We start from the raw sequence: 15,700 nt of genomic DNA on the forward strand, positions 1-15,700 counted from the left end.
TCTCCGCACCCGTTTTCCTACCGGAGATCCGCACCCGTTTTCCTACCGGAGAATGGCCGATCATCGCGGGGCGGGTGGACCTGTGACGAATGTCTTGCCGTCCGGATAGGGCCACGCGTTGGCGACACAGCCCTCCAGGCCGAACGACTGGCGCGCCATGACCGGGGCCGGGGCGCCCTTGCGCGGGCAGATCGCGTGGCCGTTGCCCAGGAAGTGGCCCACCTCGTGGTTGACGACCATGTTGCGATACTCGGCGACGCTCGGATACCACGCGACGCCGAGCAGCCAGCGCTTCAGGTTGATGATGACGTCCCGGCCGCCGCGGCAGGAGACCTCGCCCCGCGTCCGCACGCCGCGCCGGGCGCACATCGTGTCGGTGGTCGACGGCGTGGCCAGGTGCACGGTGAGCTCGGAGGCGCTGCCGGCCGGGACCCGCTGGAAGGAGAACTTCCCGCCGGCGATCCAGCTGCGGGGGTCGCCGAGCGTCTGCTGTACTGCCGCGGCGAAGACCTCCGGGCCGACTCCCGAACCCTGCTCGGTCGCGACCACGTAGTGCACGAGGTGCCCGGCGTTGCCGACGCGTTCGCCGCCCGTCCCGGCGAAGTCGAACTTCCCGTTGCCCTGGGCGGGCACCGTCGGCGCGGTCGAGGGCGTCGGTGACGGCGGGGGCGCCGGCGAGAACGACGGCGACGGTGCCGGGGAGGACGACGTCGTCGCCGGTGGGGGCGCGGGGGCAACGAACGCGCCGGTGGGGGAGGAGGCGCTCAGCGTGTACCAAATGAGGGCGGAACCGGCCAGAATAGCGACCGCGGCCGTCAATATCAGCCACGCTCCTCGGTTCATGGCCGTATTGCATCACGAGACGCACCACCTCGTGGGCCCCGTTGTCGGTGATCGCCTACCGTGGCAGGCATGAGCGAGCCCAAGCGCAGCCGGCCGCAGGAGCGGCATCGCGGCATGGTGACCCTGCGACGCGACGCCATCCCGCCGAGCACCGCCGACCAGCGACTGCTCGACTCCCACCTGCGCCACGAGTGGAAGACGAAGGACGCGTGGCGGGCGCTGCGCATTCTCAGCGAGTTCGTCGAGGGCTTCGACACGCTCGCCGACCTGCCGCCCGCCGTGAGCGTGTTCGGCTCGGCCCGCAGCAAGCCCGGCAGCCCGGAGTGGCGCATGGGCGAGGATCTCGGCGGGGCGCTGGCGCGCGCCGGCTACGCGGTCATCACCGGCGGCGGGCCGGGCGTGATGGAGGCCGCGAACAAGGGCGTTGCCGAGGCCGGCGGGCTCTCCATCGGGCTGGGCATCGAGCTGCCGTTCGAGCAGGGGCTCAACGACTGGGTCGACATCGGCATCGACTTTCGCTACTTCTTCGCGCGCAAGACGATGTTCGTCAAATACGCGCAGGCCTTCGTCGTGCTGCCGGGCGGCTTCGGCACGCTGGACGAGCTGTTCGAGGCCGTGACGCTGGTCCAGACCCGCAAGGTCACGCGCTTTCCGGTGATCCTCATGGGCACGGCGTACTGGCAGGGCCTCATCGACTGGATCAAGGGGACCATGCAGCCGGACGGCAAGATCGGCCTGGAGGATCTCGATCTGATGTACCTCACCGACGACGTCGACGCCGCGGTGCAGCACATCAGGGAGGCCGCCGAGCAGCTGGAAGAGGACAAGCAGGGCGGGGGTAGCTGAGCATGGCAAGCATCGGTGTCTTCTGCGCCTCCTCGCAGCGGCTGGAGCAGCGCTGGCTGGACCTGGCCCACGACCTGGGCGTCGAGATCGGCCGCCGCGGCCACGAACTGGTCTCCGGCGGCGGCTGCGTCGGCATGATGGGCGCGTTGGTGGACGGTGCGCGGGAGGGCGGCGCCCGCACGTACGGCGTGATCCCGCAGAACCTGGTCGACCGGGAGGTCGCCGACACCAAGTCCGACGAGCTGGTCGTCACCGACGGCTTGGCGTCGCGCAAGACGCTGATGATCGAGCGCGCGGACGCGTTCATCACGCTGCCCGGCGGGCTGGGGACGCTGGACGAGCTGTTCGAGGTCTGGACCACGGCCACGCTCGACCTGCACCGCAAGCCGCTGCTGCTGTTCGACGTGGACGGCTTCTACGGCGGGCTGCTGGAGTGGCTGCGCGGGCTGGCCCGGCAGGAGTTCGTGCGCGCTTCGGCGATGGCGATGCTACTGATCTCCGGCGATGTCGGCGAGTCCCTGGATCTGGTCGAGGCGTCGCTGCTGGGGGCCGCGGCCGATCGGGCCTGATCCGGGGAACTCGCTGGAACGGCGATGCGGGGAATCGCGCCGCAGCGTGGTTGCATTGGCCGGTGACCGCGACAGCTTCCCCCGCGGGCCGGCGCCGTGCCTACCGGCTCGTGCGCCGGCCCCCGGTCAAGGCCGTCCCGGTCTTCGCCGACCCTTGGCAGCGCCTCGTCATCGAGCACACCAGGGGCCCGCTGCTCGTCATCGGCGGCCCGGGAACCGGCAAGACCAGCGCCCTGGTCGAGTCGGTCGCCGCCCGCGTGGCCGAGGGCGGCGACCCCGAGGGCATCCTGGTCCTGACCTTCGGCCGGCGGGGCGCGGTCCGGCTCCGCGACCGCATCGAGGCGCGGCTGGGGCGCTCCAGCGGCCTGCGCACCACCGCCGAGCCGATGGTCCGCACGTTTCACGGCTACGCGTTCGGCCTGCTGCGACGGGCCGCCGTCGAGCGCGGCGAGCCCTCGCCGCGGCTGCTGACCGGCCCCGAGCAGGACCTGGTCATCCGCGAGCTGCTGGCCGAGTCGGCCGCCCCCTGGCCGGAGTCGCTGCGGGGCGCGCTGAACACCAGGGCCTTCGCGACCGAGCTGCGCGACCTGCTGCTGCGGGCCGTCGAGCGCGGCGTTGGCCCGCACGGGCTGCGCGAGCTGGCCCGCATCCACCGCCGGGACGACTGGGCGGCCGCGGCGGAGTTCTTCCGGGAGTACCAGCAGGTGCTGGCCCTGCGCGACGCCGCCGGCCGGGGCTCGGTCGCCTACGACTACGCGGAGCTGGTGCGGGCCGCGGCGGGGATACTGGCCGGCGACGAGGAGCAGCTGGCAACCGAGCGGCGGCGGCTGCAGTACGTCTACGTCGACGAGCTGCCCGACACCGACCCGGCCCAGACCGAGCTGCTGGAACTGATCGCGGGCAACGGCAAGCACCTCGTGGCGCTCGCGGACCCGGACTCCTCCACGTTCGCCTTCCGCGGCGCGGATCCGTCCATCGTCGCCGACTTCGAGCTGCGGTTTCCCGGGGCGGTACGGGTGACGCTGCCGCACTCGCGGCGACTGGGGGAGGGGCTGCTCGCGCCGATCGGGCGGGTCGCGGCCCGGCTGCGGGGGCCGTCGCGGCACCGGGCGGTGGAGCCGCGGCGGCCCGGCGGCAGCGTGGAGACCCGCACGTTCGCGTCGGAGACCTCGGAGGCCGCGTTCATCGCGCACCGGCTGCGCGAGGCGCACCTGCTGCGCGGCATTCCCTGGTCGCGGATGGCGGTCGTGGTGCGCTCGACCGCGCGGCAGCTCGCACCGCTGCAGCGGGCGCTGCACTCGGCCGCAGTACCGACGACGACCGAGGCCGAGGACCTGCCGCTGCACCTGCAGCCGGCCATCGCGCCGCTGCTGTTGCTCCTTCGCTGCGCGCTCGACGACGCGCGGCTCGACGAGGACGCGGCGGTCGCGCTGCTGCACTCGCCGCTCGGCGGGGCCGACCCGCTCGCGGAGCGGCGGCTGCGGCAGGGGCTGCGGGCGCTCGCCCTGGCCGCGGGGGACCGGCGGCCGTCGGGGCGGCTGCTGCTGGCCGCGCTGCGCGACCCGGCGGAGCTCGCGATGGTCGAGCGGCGGTGGGCGGCGCCGGCCCAGGCGGTGGCGGGCCTGCTGCGGCAGGCCCGGGACGCGGCCGCGCGGCCCGGCGCCACGGCCGAGGAGGTGCTGTGGGCCGTCTGGAACGCCAGCGGCCTGGCCGAGCGGTGGTCGGCACTGAGCGCGCGCGGCGGGCACCGCGGGGCGGCCGCCGACCGGGACCTCGACGCGGTCGTGTCGCTGTTCGACGCGGCGGCGCGGTTCACCGACCGGCTGCCCGGCGCCGGCACCGACGTCTTCCTCGACCACGTCGAGGGACAGGACCTGCCGGCCGACAACCTGGCACCGTCGGCCGACCGCGGGGACGCCGTACGCATCCTCACCGCGCACGCGGCCAAGGGGCTGGAGTGGGACGTCGTCGCCGTGGCCGGGGTGCAGGAGGGCGTCTGGCCCGACCTGCGCCTGCGCGGCAGCGTGCTCGGCTCCGAGCTGCTCGTCGAGGTGCTCGCCGGGCGCACGATGGAGACCGTCGGGCGGCTCTCGGCGCTGCTGGACGAGGAGCGGCGGCTGTTCTACGTGGCCGTGAGCCGGGCCCGGGAGCAGGTGCTGGTCACCGCGGTCGCCTCCGGCGACGGCGAGGAGCAGCCGAGCCGGTTCCTGACCGAGCTGTCCATCGACGAGGAGCAGCCCGCGTTCGAGGCGCCCCGCCCGCTGACGCTGCCGACGCTCGTGGCCGAGCTGCGGGTCGCGCTGGTCGACCCCGACGCGCCCGAGGACCGCCGGGCCGCGGCCGCCGGGCTGCTGGCCCGGCTGGCCGCGCAGGGGGTGCCGGGCGCGGACCCGGACACCTGGTGGGGCCTGCCGGTGCTGTCGGACGACCGGCCGCTGGTCGACCCGGGGGAGCCGGTGCAGGTGACGCCCTCGACGGTGGAGAGCGTCGAGCGGTGCAGCCTGCGGTGGCTGCTGGAGCGGCACGGCGGGGCGCTGACCCCGTCGCCGGAGCAGTCCATCGGCAACCTCGTACACGCCGCGGCGATGCTGGCCGCCGACGCGAGCGCGGACCGGGCGCAGCTGGTGGCGTACGTCGCCGACCGCTTCGACGCCATCGAACTCTCGGCGCGCTGGCTCGCCGGGCGGGAGCGGGACCGGGCCGAGACCATGCTCGACAAGCTCATCGGCTGGCTCGCCGGCAACCCCCGCCGGCTCGTCGCGATCGAGCAGGACTTCCTGGTCGAGCTGGCCGACCCCGAGGCGCCGGTGGAGATCAAGGGGCGGGTCGACCGGCTGGAGCTCGACGAGCAGGGCCGGCTGGTGGTGATCGACCTCAAGACGGGCAAGTCGATCCCGGCCAATGCCAACCTGGCCGAGCATCCGCAGCTGGCCGCCTACCAGGCCGCGATCGAGCTCGGCGCGTTCGAGGAGTCGTCCGTGGCCGGCGGGGCGGCGCTGGTGCAGCTCGGCGGCGACACCAACAGCGCCCGCGAGCAGGTCCAGCCGCCGCTCGGCGAGGCCGACGACCCGAACTGGGCCCAGGCGCTGGTGCGGCGCACCGCCAAGACGATGGCCGCCTCGACGTTCAGCGCCGTGGTCAACAACAAGTGTCGCGTCTGCCCCGTGAAGACCTCGTGCCCGGTGTCGGGTAAGGGCCGTCACGTCACATGACCCCGCTGGAGCTCGCCAAACTGCTCAGGCTGCCCGCGCCGACGGCACAGCAGGCCAAGGTGATCGCGGCGCCGGTCGGGCCGCTGCTCGTCGTGGCCGGCGCCGGCTCGGGCAAGACCGAGACGATGGCGGCGCGGGTCGTGTGGCTCGTTGCCAACGGCCACGCGCGCCCCGAGCAGATCCTCGGCCTGACCTTCACCCGCAAGGCCGCCGGCGAGCTGTCCCACCGCATCCGCCAGCGCCTCGGCCAGCTCGTGCGGCGCCTCGGCCGCGACGACCTCATCGCCGGCGAGCCCACGGTCGCCACGTACCACTCCTACGCCGCCCGGGTCGTGCGCGAGCACGGCGTGCGGGCCGGCTACGAGCCCTCGACCCGGCTGCTCACCGAGGCCGCGTGCTGGCAGCTCGCCGACGCGGTGGTGCGAGCCTACGTCGGCGACATGACCTCGGTCTCCTCGGCGCCCTCGACCGTCGTCGACGCGGTGCTGCACCTGGCTGGGGACCTGGCCGAGCACCTGCGCGAGCCGGCCGACGTGGCCGCCTGGACCGGGCGGTTCTTCGCCGAGGTCGGGGCGAAGACCGGCAAGATGGCCAAGCCGGTGCGCGATGTGCTGGCCCGGCAGCAGGCGCGCCTGCAGCTGCTGCCGCTCGTCCGGCAGTACAGCGAGAAGAAGGCCCTCCTGGAGGCGATGGACTTCGGCGACCAGCTCTCCCGCGCGGCCCGGGTCGCGGCCGCCCACCCCGAGGTCGGGCAGGTCGAGCGCGACCGCTTCCGGGTCGTGCTGCTCGACGAGTACCAGGACACGTCCCACGCCCAGGTGGTCCTGCTGCGCGCGCTCTTCGGCGGCGGCCACCCGGTCACCGCGGTCGGCGACCCCTGCCAGTCAATCTACGGCTGGCGCGGCGCCTCGGCCGGCACCCTGGAGCGCTTCCCGACCGAGTTTCCTTTCCAGGATCAGGCTCCAGCAGCGCTGATGGAGCTGACCACCAGCTGGCGCAACCGGCCCGAGATCCTCGACGTGGCCAACACCCTGTCCGCCCCGCTGCGCTCCTACGGCGCCCGGGTGCGGGAGCTGGCCCCGGCCGACGTGCTCGCCGAGCCGGCCTCGACGGCGACCGTGCACTGTGCGTTGCTGGACACGTACACCGAGGAGGCCGCCTGGGTCGCCGACCGGGTGCTCGCCTCGTGGCGGCTCGCCGCGAAGGTCGACCCGGACACGTTCCCGTACGACATCCCGGTCGAGGACCGCCCGTCGACCGCGGTCCTGGTCCGCACCCGCGCGCAGATCCCGGCGCTGGAGAACGCGCTGCGCTCCCGGGGCCTGCCGGTCGAGGTCGTGGGCCTCGGCGGGCTGCTGGACACGCCCGAGGTCCGCGACGTCGTCAGCACCATGCGGGTCCTCGCCGACCCCGCCGAGGGCGCGGCGCTGCTGCGCATCCTGACCGGCCCGCGGTGGCGGATCGGCCCGCGCGACCTCGTCGCCCTCTACCGGCGCGCCCGCGCGCTCGCCGCCGCCCGCCGCCACGGCGACGCCGACGCCGAGCCGGAACTCGCCGACCGGCTGGACGAGGCGGTACTCGTGGAGGCCCTCGACGACCTCGGCGAGCCCGAGCTGTACTCCGCCGAGGGTTATCGCCGCTTCGAACGCCTCGGTGCCGAGCTGCGCTCCCTGCGCCGCCGCCTCGACCAGCCGCTGCCCGACCTCGTCGCCGACCTGGAGCGGGTCACCGGCCTCGACGTCGAGGTCGCCGCCCGCCCCGGCGACGCGGGCCTGGCCCGCGGCCATCTCGACGCGTTCGGCAACATCGCCGCCCGGTTCGCCGCCGAGTCGGAGGGCGCCACGCTGAGCGCGTTCCTGGCGTTCCTGGCCGCGGCCGAGAACGAGGAGCGCGGCCTGGCCCCGGGCGAGGTCGAGGTGGTCGAGGGGGCCGTGCAGATCCTCACCGCGCACGCGGCCAAGGGCCTGGAGTGGGACGTCGTCGTCGTCGCCGGGCTGTGCACGGACGTGTTCCCGGGCGCGAGCAACGCGGGCGACCACTGGCTGCGCGGCCTCGGCGTGCTGCCGTTCCCGCTGCGCGGCGACCACGAGGGCCTGCCGAAGCTCGATCTCGGCGGCGTCGCCGACGTCAAGGGCGTGGTCACGGCGCTGGAGACGTTCAACCGGGACTGGCGCGAGCACGACATCCGCGAGGAGCGGCGGCTGGCGTACGTCGCCGTCACCCGCCCCCGCCGGCTGCTGCTGGCCAGCGGCTACTGGTGGGGCGAGGGCGTCAAGCGGGCCCGCGGCCCGTCGGTGTTCCTCGACGAGATCCGCGAGCGCTGCCTGGCCGGGGCCGGGGTCGTCGACGCGTGGGCGCCCAAGCCCGAGGCCGACGCGCAGAACCCGACCGCCACCGACGTGCCCAGCGCCAGCTGGCCCGCCGACCCGCTCGGCCACCGGCGGCCCCTGCTGGAGGCGGCCGCCGCGCTGGTCAGGGCCGCCGACCCCGATGAGGAGCCCGCCCCCGCCGACCCGCTCGTGCAACGGTGGGCGGGGGAGAGCGAACTGCTGCTGGCCGAGCGGGCCCGGCTCGCGCCGCTGACAGCTGCGGGGAGCGGGCCAGCCGTCGAGGTCGTCCTGCCCGGGCACCTGTCGGTGTCGCAGCTGGTTGCGCTGCGCCGGGACCCGCAGCGGCTGGCCCGCTCGCTGCGCCGGCCGCTGCCGGCCCGCCCGGACCCGTACGCCCGCCGGGGCACCGCCTTCCACCACTGGCTGGAGCAGCGCTTCCGGGCCGAGCGCCTGCTCGACCTCGACGAGCTGCCCGGCGCCGCCGACGAGGACGCCGCGCCCGACGAGGCCCTGCACGAGCTGCAGGAGCGGTTCCTGGCCAGCGAGTGGGCCGACCGGGTGCCGCTGGACGTCGAGGTCCCGTTCGCGTCGGTGATCGCCGGCGTTGTGGTGCGGGGGCGGATGGACGCGGTGTATCAATACGGTGACGGCCGCTACGACGTGGTCGACTGGAAGACCGGCGGGCGCCCCGGCGGGGCCGACGCGACGGCCGCCGCGGTCCAGCTCGCCGCCTATCGGCTGGCGTGGGCGGAGCTTCGAGGTGTACCGCTTCCGGCGGTCGGTGCCGCGTTCTTCTACGTCCGCAGCGGCGAGACGGTCCGCCCCACGGATCTGCTCGACGCCGACGGGCTCTTGGCGCTGATCACGGCCGTGTCTCAATGAATTGCCAAGATAGCCTCAAACATCTGGCAAGGTTCTGACAGCTGGCTGTCGGCGGAACCGGCTCCTCCTGAAAGCTGTCCAAGAGGGCATGCGAGGGGGAGTGCTCAAGATGCAGGCACCACACGTTCGAGAGGTGGCCCTGGTGGTGGGCGTGGCGACCGCCGGGGTGGTGACGGTCGCGCTCATCGTGATCGGGCCGGTCGCGGCCGCCGACAGCCACCGATATCCGCAGGTCACACAACTCAGCCCGCCGTCGCAGGCCGCGCCGTGAGGCTGATTCCCAGATGATCCCCAGCCGGTCCGCAGCGGGGCGTGCTGGTCGTTGTCGCACGCGGCTGCGACACTGGGCGTGAGATGACCGAGCCTTCGCCCTGGGCCACGCCGGACACGCAAACCGTGATCGAACCGGCGCGGCCTGCCGACGTGTCACCGGCCGAGCCCTTGCGGGGCGGTCCGGGCGGTCCCGCGCGCGTCGCGCCGGGCTACGCGTCCGGGCGCGTCGGACGCCCGGGCACGCCGCCCGTGGTGCCACCCCCGGACCTGCCGGAGTACGGCCGCGGCGGCGACGACGACGACCCGGTCCGGCGCAACACACGGATCATGAAGTGGCTCGGCGGCGGCGCCGTCGCGATCGTCGCGATCGGGCTGGTCGTGATCCTCGTGTCGGTCATGACCAACAACGCCACCACGCCCGGCGGCCTGTTCAACCGGCGCGCCGACGCGCCCAGCGACACCCGGCCCGAGCTGGCGCGGCGCTGCCCGCCGCCGAGCATCCCGCCGGACAACCCGCACCAGGGCGGCGAGGAGGTCCCGCCCGGGCCGCGCACCAGCGACTCCGAGTCCGGCATCAGCTACAAGGAGTACGGCTCACCCTGGCGCCCGCTCGCCGAGAACTGGCGTGACCAGGGCGAGCTGAAGATCACATACCGCATCGGCCAGGACTTCGTCACCGAGCCCAACTACGACGGCAACGGCAGGGACTACCACGCCACGATCCTGTCCGGGCACGTGCCGGCCGCGGTCAACGACGGCATGGTGCTCGACCTGCACTGCGTCGGCGACCAGATCGCCGCGGACGTGCGGGTGAGCTTCTACCCCGAGGGCAACCAGCTGGAGAACCTCGGCGCCAAGGACCTCACGCTCGGCGGGCGCCCGGCCCGGCTGCTGAAGTTCCGGCTGCACTTCGACCAGCCGGGGCTGCGGGCCAAGAGCGAACTGGTCTCGATCGCGCTCGTCGACCTCGGCAAGCCCGAGGCGGCGATCCTCTACGTGTCGATCCCCGATACGCACCGTCAGTGGGACTACGTCGCCGACGAGGCCCCGGAGAGCATCCGCCCGGTCTGACCTGCCGAATTGGCGCCACTTGCGTCGATCCGGCACGCTAGCGCGCATGAAGCAGCGGCTGGCCGCGGTGGCCCTCGGACTCGTTGCGGCCATCGGGCCAGCTCTGTTGCCGGCCGATCCCGCTCGCGCGGACGTCATCCGCGACGATGAGTGGCATCTGCGATACCTCAACGTCACCGAGGCGAACCAGCACACCCGCGGCGAGGGCGTCACCGTCGCCGTGGTCGACCGCGGCGTCGACCGCGCGCACCAGGACCTCGCGGGGGCCGTGCTCGATCCGGTGTACGTCACCCAGCCCGCTGAGCCCGCGCCGGAGATCGACCCCGACGGCCACGGCACCGCCCTGGCCGGCCTGATCGCCGGACAGGGGCACGGCGCCGGCCGCGCCGACGGGGTGATCGGGATCGCCCCGGCCGCCAAGGTCATGCCGGTGGTGATCGACACCCCCGCCGGCCAGGCGCCGAGCCCCGACGAGATCGCCGCGGGCATCGAGCTGGCGGTCGCCCAGCGCGCGGCCGTCATCGTGGTCGGCTACTCCGTCGCCGGCAGCGAGCGGCTGCTCAAGGCCGTCCGCGCCGCCCGGGATGCCGGCGCGCTGGTGGTCGCGGCCGACGGCGACCAGCCCGGGAGCGCGTTCGAGCCCTACCCGGCCGCCTACGACGGCGTGCTCGCCGCGATCCCGCTCAGCCGGGCCGGGGACGTGCTCGTGCCGTCCAGCAGCGGGCGCCGGCTCGGCCTCGGCGTCCCCGGCGTGCAGGTCATGACCACGAACAACGGCAACCGGTACCGCATCGACGACGGCAGCGCCTCGCCGGGCGTGCTCGGCGGCGCGGTCGCGCTGCTGCGCTCGGCGTACCCGCAGGCGAAGCCGGACGAGATCGTCCGGCGGCTGCGGCTGAGCGCCGTCGACGCCGGCGAGCGCGGGCCGGACCCGCAGAACGGCCTCGGCCGCCTCGACCTGGTCCAGGCCCTCACCCGCCGGCTGCCGGCCCCGACCCCGAGCGCCCCGGCGGGCTCCGCGTCCGTCGGCGTGTCGCCGTCCGCCACGCCGGTCGCCGCGCCCGCGGTGCCGCGCTCCCGGGGGCCGTACGGCTGGCTTCTGGGCCTGCCGCTGCTCGCCGTGATCGCCGGAGTGGGCGCTTACGCGGGCCTGGCCGAACGCCGAATCCGGATTTCCGCGCGAAACGAAGTAGATTCGGTGGGTGTCCAGTCGTAGCCCCGCTGTGCGGATCCCGGCTTCCAAGTACCCTGTCGAGCGCTTCACCCTGCCCAACGGCCTGAGGGTGGTGCTGACCCCAGACCGCGCCGCGCCCGTCGTCGGCGTGGCGGTGGTCTACGACGTCGGCATCAGATCCGAGCCCCAGGGGCGCACCGGCTTCGCGCACCTGTTCGAGCACCTGATGTTCCAGGGCTCGGAGAACCTCGAGAAGCTCGCCCACTTCCGCCACGTCCAGGGCTCGGGCGGCACCTTCAACGGCTCGACGCACTTCGACTACACGGACTACTTCGAGACCCTGCCCTCCAACGCGCTGGAGCGGGCACTGTTCCTCGAGGCCGACCGCATGCGCGCACCCCGGCTGACCGAGGAGAACCTCCGCAACCAGATCGACGTGGTCAAGGAGGAGATCCGGGTCAACGTGCTCAACCGGCCCTACGGCGGCTTCCCCTGGCTGCGGCTGCCCCCGGTCATGTTCGACACGTTCGCCAACGCCCACGACGGCTACGGCTCGTTCGAGGACCTCGAGTCGGCGACCGTCGCCGACGCCGAGGACTTCTTCGACCGCTACTACGCCTGCGGAAACGCGGTGCTCGCGGTCTCCGGCGACTTCGACGTGGCCACCGCGACCGAGCTGGTCGAGCGGCACTTCGGCGACGTGCCGGCCCGCCCGGCCCCTGTCCGCCCGGCCTTCGCCGAGCCCGACCTCAGCGCGGAGCGCCGTTCGTCGTACACCGACCGCCTCGCCCCGCTCCCCGCGGTCGCGGCCGCCTGGCGGGTCCCGGACCCGATCGGCGACCTCGAGGGTTACCTGCCCTACGTCGTGCTCGCCGAGGTCCTCACCGACGGCGACGCCTCGCGGCTGGTCGAGCGGCTGGTGCTGCGCGACCGGTCGGTGACCAGCGTCGGGGGATACATCGGCTTCATGGGCGAGCCGTTCGCGGTGCGCGACCCCACCGCCCTGCTCCTGCAGGCGCACCTTCCCCCCGGCGGCGACGTCGACAAGGTGCTGCGCAGCGTCGAGGAGGAGTGCGCCCGCATCGCGAGCGACGGCCTGGCGCCCGACGAGCTGAGCCGGACCCAGGCGCGCATGGCGACGCACCTGCTGCGCGACACCGACGCGGTTCTCGGCCGCGCCCTGCAGATGGCCGTGCTGGAGCAGCAGCGCGGCGAGCCGGAGCTGCTCAACCGGCTGCACACGCTGATCGGTGAGGTCACCGAGGAGCAGATCGTCGCGGCCGCCGGGCAGCTCGTCCCGTCGCGCCGCGCCGCGGTCGAGGTCATCGCCGGAGGAGCCAAGTGACTGTGACAACCCCGCCGCGCACCCTGCCGGTGCTCGGGCCCAACCGCCCGCTCAAGGTTCCCGCGACCGTCGAGCACAAGCTCGACAACGGCCTGACCGTGATCGCGCTGCGCCGATCGTCGGTGCCGCTGGCCGAGATACGGCTGCGGGTCCCCTTCGCCGAGGCGGACCTGGCCCGGGCCGCGCTGCTCACCCAGACGGTCCTGTCCGGCACCTCGACGATGTCGACCGTGGACATCGCCGCCGAGCTGCAGAAGGTCGGCGGCGGCCTGTCCGCCGGGGCCGACCCCGACCGCCTGATGATCTCCGGCAACGCCCTGGTCGACGGCCTTGACCGGCTGCTGGACATCCTCGCCGGCGTGCTCACCGACGCCTCCTATCCGGGCGAGGAGGTCGACACCGAGCGAGCCCGCCTGGTCGACCGGATCCGCGTCGCGCAGAGCCAGCCGAGCCACCTGGCCCGGGTCGCGCTGCTCAAGCGGATGTACGGCACCCACCCGTACGCCATCCAGACGCCCGCCCCGGAGCAGGTCGAGGCGGTCGTGCCGGACGAGCTGCGGGCGCTGCACGGCGAGCGGCTGCACCCGGCGGGCGCGACGCTCGTGGTCGTCGGCGACCTGGAGCCCGAGCAGGCGATCGCCGCCGCGGAGCGGATGCTCGGCAAGTGGAACGGCGGCGGGCGCCCCGCCGAGCTGCCGCCCGCCCCGGCACTGGTGCCCGGCCCGCTGACCCTGGTCGACCGGCCCGACTCGGTGCAGTCCTCGCTGCGCCTGGCACTGCCGGCCGTGTCGCGCAAGCACCCCGACCACGCGGCGCTGCAGCTGGCCAACCTGGTCTTCGGCGGCTACTTCTCGTCCCGGTGGGTGGAGAACATCCGCGAGGACAAGGGGTACACGTACGGCCCCCACTCGCTCATCGAGCACGCCGTCGCCGGCTCCGCGCTGGTCGTCTCGGCCGAGGTCGCCACCGAGGTCACCGGCCCCGCGCTGCTGGAGACGCTCTACGAGCTCGGACGGATCGCGAGCCTGCCGCCGAAGGACGAGGAGCTGGAGCAGGCCCGGCAATACGCGCTCGGCACGCTGCAGCTGGGCATGTCCACGCAGGCCGGGCTGGCCGGGCTGGTCTCCACCTACGCGGGCTTCGGGCTGCGGCTGGACTACCTGGCCGAGCACGCGGCGCGCCTGGCCAAGGCCACCAAGGAGGACGTGGCCGCGGCGGCCGCGCAGTATCTGGCCCCGTCCCGGGCCGCCGCCGTCGTCCTCGGCGACGCCGCGAAGATCGAGGCGGGCCTCGCCGCGCTCACGCCCGTTCAGCGCGCCGAGGAGTCATGACCGGGATCGTCTCTGACGCTCCGCCGTTCGCGCGCGGCCCGCTCGACCGGGCCGCGCACCGGCGCACCGACGAGGCCTGGCTCGCCGCGGCCTGGGAGCGGGCCCGGGTCGTGGTGGTCGACGACGGGCACGTCCTGGTCCGCGAGGGCGAGCCGCCGGAGCTGGTCCTCATCGACCCCGCCGACGCGCCGGCCGGGGAGCGGTTCTTCCTCGGCGAGGAGCCGGACGGCGCGGTGTACTTCGCCGTCGCCGCCGACGTCACCGCGCCCGAGGGCACCCGCCGGGTCAACCTGCGCCAGATCGGCCACGCGCTGCCCGACCTGCCGGCCGGGCTCTTCATCACGTCCGTCGCGCTGGCCAACTGGCACTCGCGGCACCCGTACAGCCCCCTGAGCGGCAAGCTGACGCGCGCCGCGCAGGGCGGATGGGTGCGCGTCAGCGAGGACGGCGAGGAGACGCTCTGGCCCCGCACGGACCCGGCCGTGATCATGCTGGTCCACGACGGCGTGGCCGGGCCGGACGGGCGCTGCCTGCTCGGCTTCAACGCGCAGTGGAAGGCCCTCGGCGCGACCGTCCCGCGCTTCTCCACGCTCGCCGGCTTCGTCGAGCCGGGGGAGTCGGCCGAGATGGCGGTCGCCCGAGAGGTGCTCGAGGAGGTCGGCGTCCGCGTCGGCGAGATCACCTACCTGGCCAGCCAGCCGTGGCCGCTTCCGGGCTCGCTGATGCTGGGCTTCCACGCCGTCGCGCCGGAGGGGGCGGCGATCACGGTCGACGCGGAGGAGATCGCGGAGGCGCGCTGGCTCACCCGCAGCGAGATCAAGGCGGTCCTCGACGGCGAGTCACAGGAGTTCGGGCTGCCGTTCCCCGCGTCCATCGCGCACTACCTGATCACGTCCTGGCTGCGCGGCTGAGCGCCTCCCGGTGCCAGGCCTCGCACCACCGGTCGAGCACGGCGGCGGCCTGCGCGGGCTCGACCTCGCGCAGCTCGTCGTCGATGCGCTGGCTGACGAACGCGTTCGTCGGATGCCAGGCCAGGTCGCGCCAGACGGCCTCCTCGGTGACCCCGCCGGCCGGGGTCACCGTGCGCCGCAGCAGCGACAGCGGCCGGTCCGGGGTCGTCTCGGGGCTGACCCGCACGAAGTACGTCACCAGCCGCCGCGGGTCCCGCGGCGGCCCGGCGCGCCAGGCCCGCAGCGCCTCGTCGGTCAGCCGCTCGCCGGGCTCGGGCGCCTCGGCCCGGTAGCCGTGCGCGTGCATCCGCGCGAGCAGGTCGGCCTCGGGGGCCAGGCCCTCGTCGAGGATCTCGGCGACGAACCGCTCCGGCCACAGCCAGAACCCGTCGGTGTGCAGCACCGCGGGTCCGTGGCCATGGCCGATGGTGGTGCCGCCGGCGAGGAAGTCCGCGATCCGGTGGCGGCGTTCGGGATCGGCCACCCGGGGGCGCTCCGGCGCATTGCGAACTGCGTACAGACGAGCGACCCGCATGGTGGCCGGCCTCCCCAGGCATCCCGGCTATCTAGCCAGCCACCGTAACGGATTTATGCCCGTTCAGCTACCGACGGTTTCCAGGTGCTTCTTCACCTGCACGATCGTGGGGTTGGTCAGCGCCGTGCCGTCGTCGAAGCGCAGGGTCGGGACGGTCTGGTTGCCGCCGTTGACGCTCTCGACGAACTTCGCCGACTCCGGGTCCCGCTCGATGTCGATGACCTGGTACTGGATGCCCTCACGGTCCATCTGGGTCTTGAGACGGTGGCAGTAGCCGCACCAGGTGGTGGAGTACATGGTGAGCATTTGGGGTCGTTCCTCCCGAAAGCATCGGCGGGG

12 protein-coding genes and 1 pseudogene are annotated in these 15,700 nt (G+C 74.0%); 10 read left to right on the forward strand and 3 right to left on the reverse strand.

Annotation, left to right across the window (positions count from 1 at the left end):
• Positions 1–60: 60 nt before the first annotated feature.
• Entirely contained in the window at positions 61–843 is a 783-nt protein-coding gene (locus ACQPY0_RS06265; protein WP_432985834.1) for a DUF3152 domain-containing protein, read from the reverse strand.
• Between the two features lie 69 nt (positions 844–912).
• Between ACQPY0_RS06265 and ACQPY0_RS06270 the strand changes: the two genes are divergently transcribed.
• The 10 genes and pseudogenes from ACQPY0_RS06270 (at position 913) to nudC (ending at position 14,787) form a co-directional block, all read left to right on the forward strand.
• Positions 913–1,689: a TIGR00730 family Rossman fold protein gene (locus tag ACQPY0_RS06270; protein ID WP_432985836.1), complete on the forward strand. Its 777-nt coding sequence runs from the start codon at positions 913–915 to the stop codon at positions 1,687–1,689.
• A 2-nt stretch (positions 1,690–1,691) separates the two neighbouring features.
• The gene (locus ACQPY0_RS06275; RefSeq protein ID WP_432985838.1) at positions 1,692–2,258 is read left to right on the forward strand and encodes a TIGR00730 family Rossman fold protein; all 567 of its coding nucleotides are present in this window, start codon (positions 1,692–1,694) and stop codon (positions 2,256–2,258) included.
• Between the two features lie 110 nt (positions 2,259–2,368).
• The gene (locus ACQPY0_RS06280) at positions 2,369–5,470 is read left to right on the forward strand and encodes an ATP-dependent helicase (RefSeq protein ID WP_432995038.1); all 3,102 of its coding nucleotides are present in this window, start codon (positions 2,369–2,371) and stop codon (positions 5,468–5,470) included.
• A pseudogene (locus ACQPY0_RS06285) lies at positions 5,470–8,682 on the forward strand (ATP-dependent helicase); the annotation flags it as partial. The gene ACQPY0_RS06280 and the pseudogene ACQPY0_RS06285, both read left to right, overlap by 1 nt.
• Before the next feature lie 109 nt (positions 8,683–8,791).
• Positions 8,792–8,953, forward strand: a complete 162-nt coding sequence (locus tag ACQPY0_RS06290) for a hypothetical protein (protein ID WP_432985840.1) — start codon at positions 8,792–8,794, stop codon at positions 8,951–8,953.
• A gap of 83 nt (positions 8,954–9,036) precedes the next feature.
• Entirely contained in the window at positions 9,037–10,026 is a 990-nt protein-coding gene (locus tag ACQPY0_RS06295) for a hypothetical protein (RefSeq protein WP_432985842.1), read from the forward strand.
• 46 nt (positions 10,027–10,072) lie between these two features.
• A complete protein-coding gene (locus ACQPY0_RS06300) occupies positions 10,073–11,242 on the forward strand; it encodes a S8 family peptidase (RefSeq protein WP_432985844.1) in 1,170 nt (389 codons plus the stop codon).
• 67 nt (positions 11,243–11,309) lie between these two features.
• Positions 11,310–12,545 carry a M16 family metallopeptidase gene (locus tag ACQPY0_RS06305; protein ID WP_432995040.1) on the forward strand — a complete coding sequence of 412 codons (1,236 nt, stop codon included), beginning with the start codon at positions 11,310–11,312 and terminating at the stop codon, positions 12,543–12,545.
• The gene (locus tag ACQPY0_RS06310) at positions 12,542–13,876 is read left to right on the forward strand and encodes a M16 family metallopeptidase (protein ID WP_432985846.1); all 1,335 of its coding nucleotides are present in this window, start codon (positions 12,542–12,544) and stop codon (positions 13,874–13,876) included. Before ACQPY0_RS06305 ends, ACQPY0_RS06310 begins: the two co-directional genes overlap by 4 nt.
• Entirely contained in the window at positions 13,873–14,787 is a 915-nt protein-coding gene (nudC, locus tag ACQPY0_RS06315; RefSeq protein WP_432985847.1) for an NAD(+) diphosphatase, read from the forward strand. Before ACQPY0_RS06310 ends, nudC begins: the two co-directional genes overlap by 4 nt.
• Here nudC and ACQPY0_RS06320 read toward each other — a convergent pair.
• Positions 14,765–15,361 carry a hypothetical protein gene (locus tag ACQPY0_RS06320; protein WP_432985849.1) on the reverse strand — a complete coding sequence of 199 codons (597 nt, stop codon included), beginning with the start codon at positions 15,359–15,361 and terminating at the stop codon, positions 14,765–14,767. The two genes, nudC and ACQPY0_RS06320, sit on opposite strands and share 23 nt — an antisense overlap.
• A gap of 63 nt (positions 15,362–15,424) precedes the next feature.
• Positions 15,425–15,667 carry a mycoredoxin gene (locus ACQPY0_RS06325; RefSeq protein ID WP_432985851.1) on the reverse strand — a complete coding sequence of 81 codons (243 nt, stop codon included), beginning with the start codon at positions 15,665–15,667 and terminating at the stop codon, positions 15,425–15,427.
• Between the last annotated feature and the right edge of the window lie 33 nt (positions 15,668–15,700).

Source organism: Dactylosporangium sp. CA-233914 (assembly GCF_050942935.1).
GTDB lineage: Bacteria > Actinomycetota > Actinomycetes > Mycobacteriales > Micromonosporaceae > Dactylosporangium.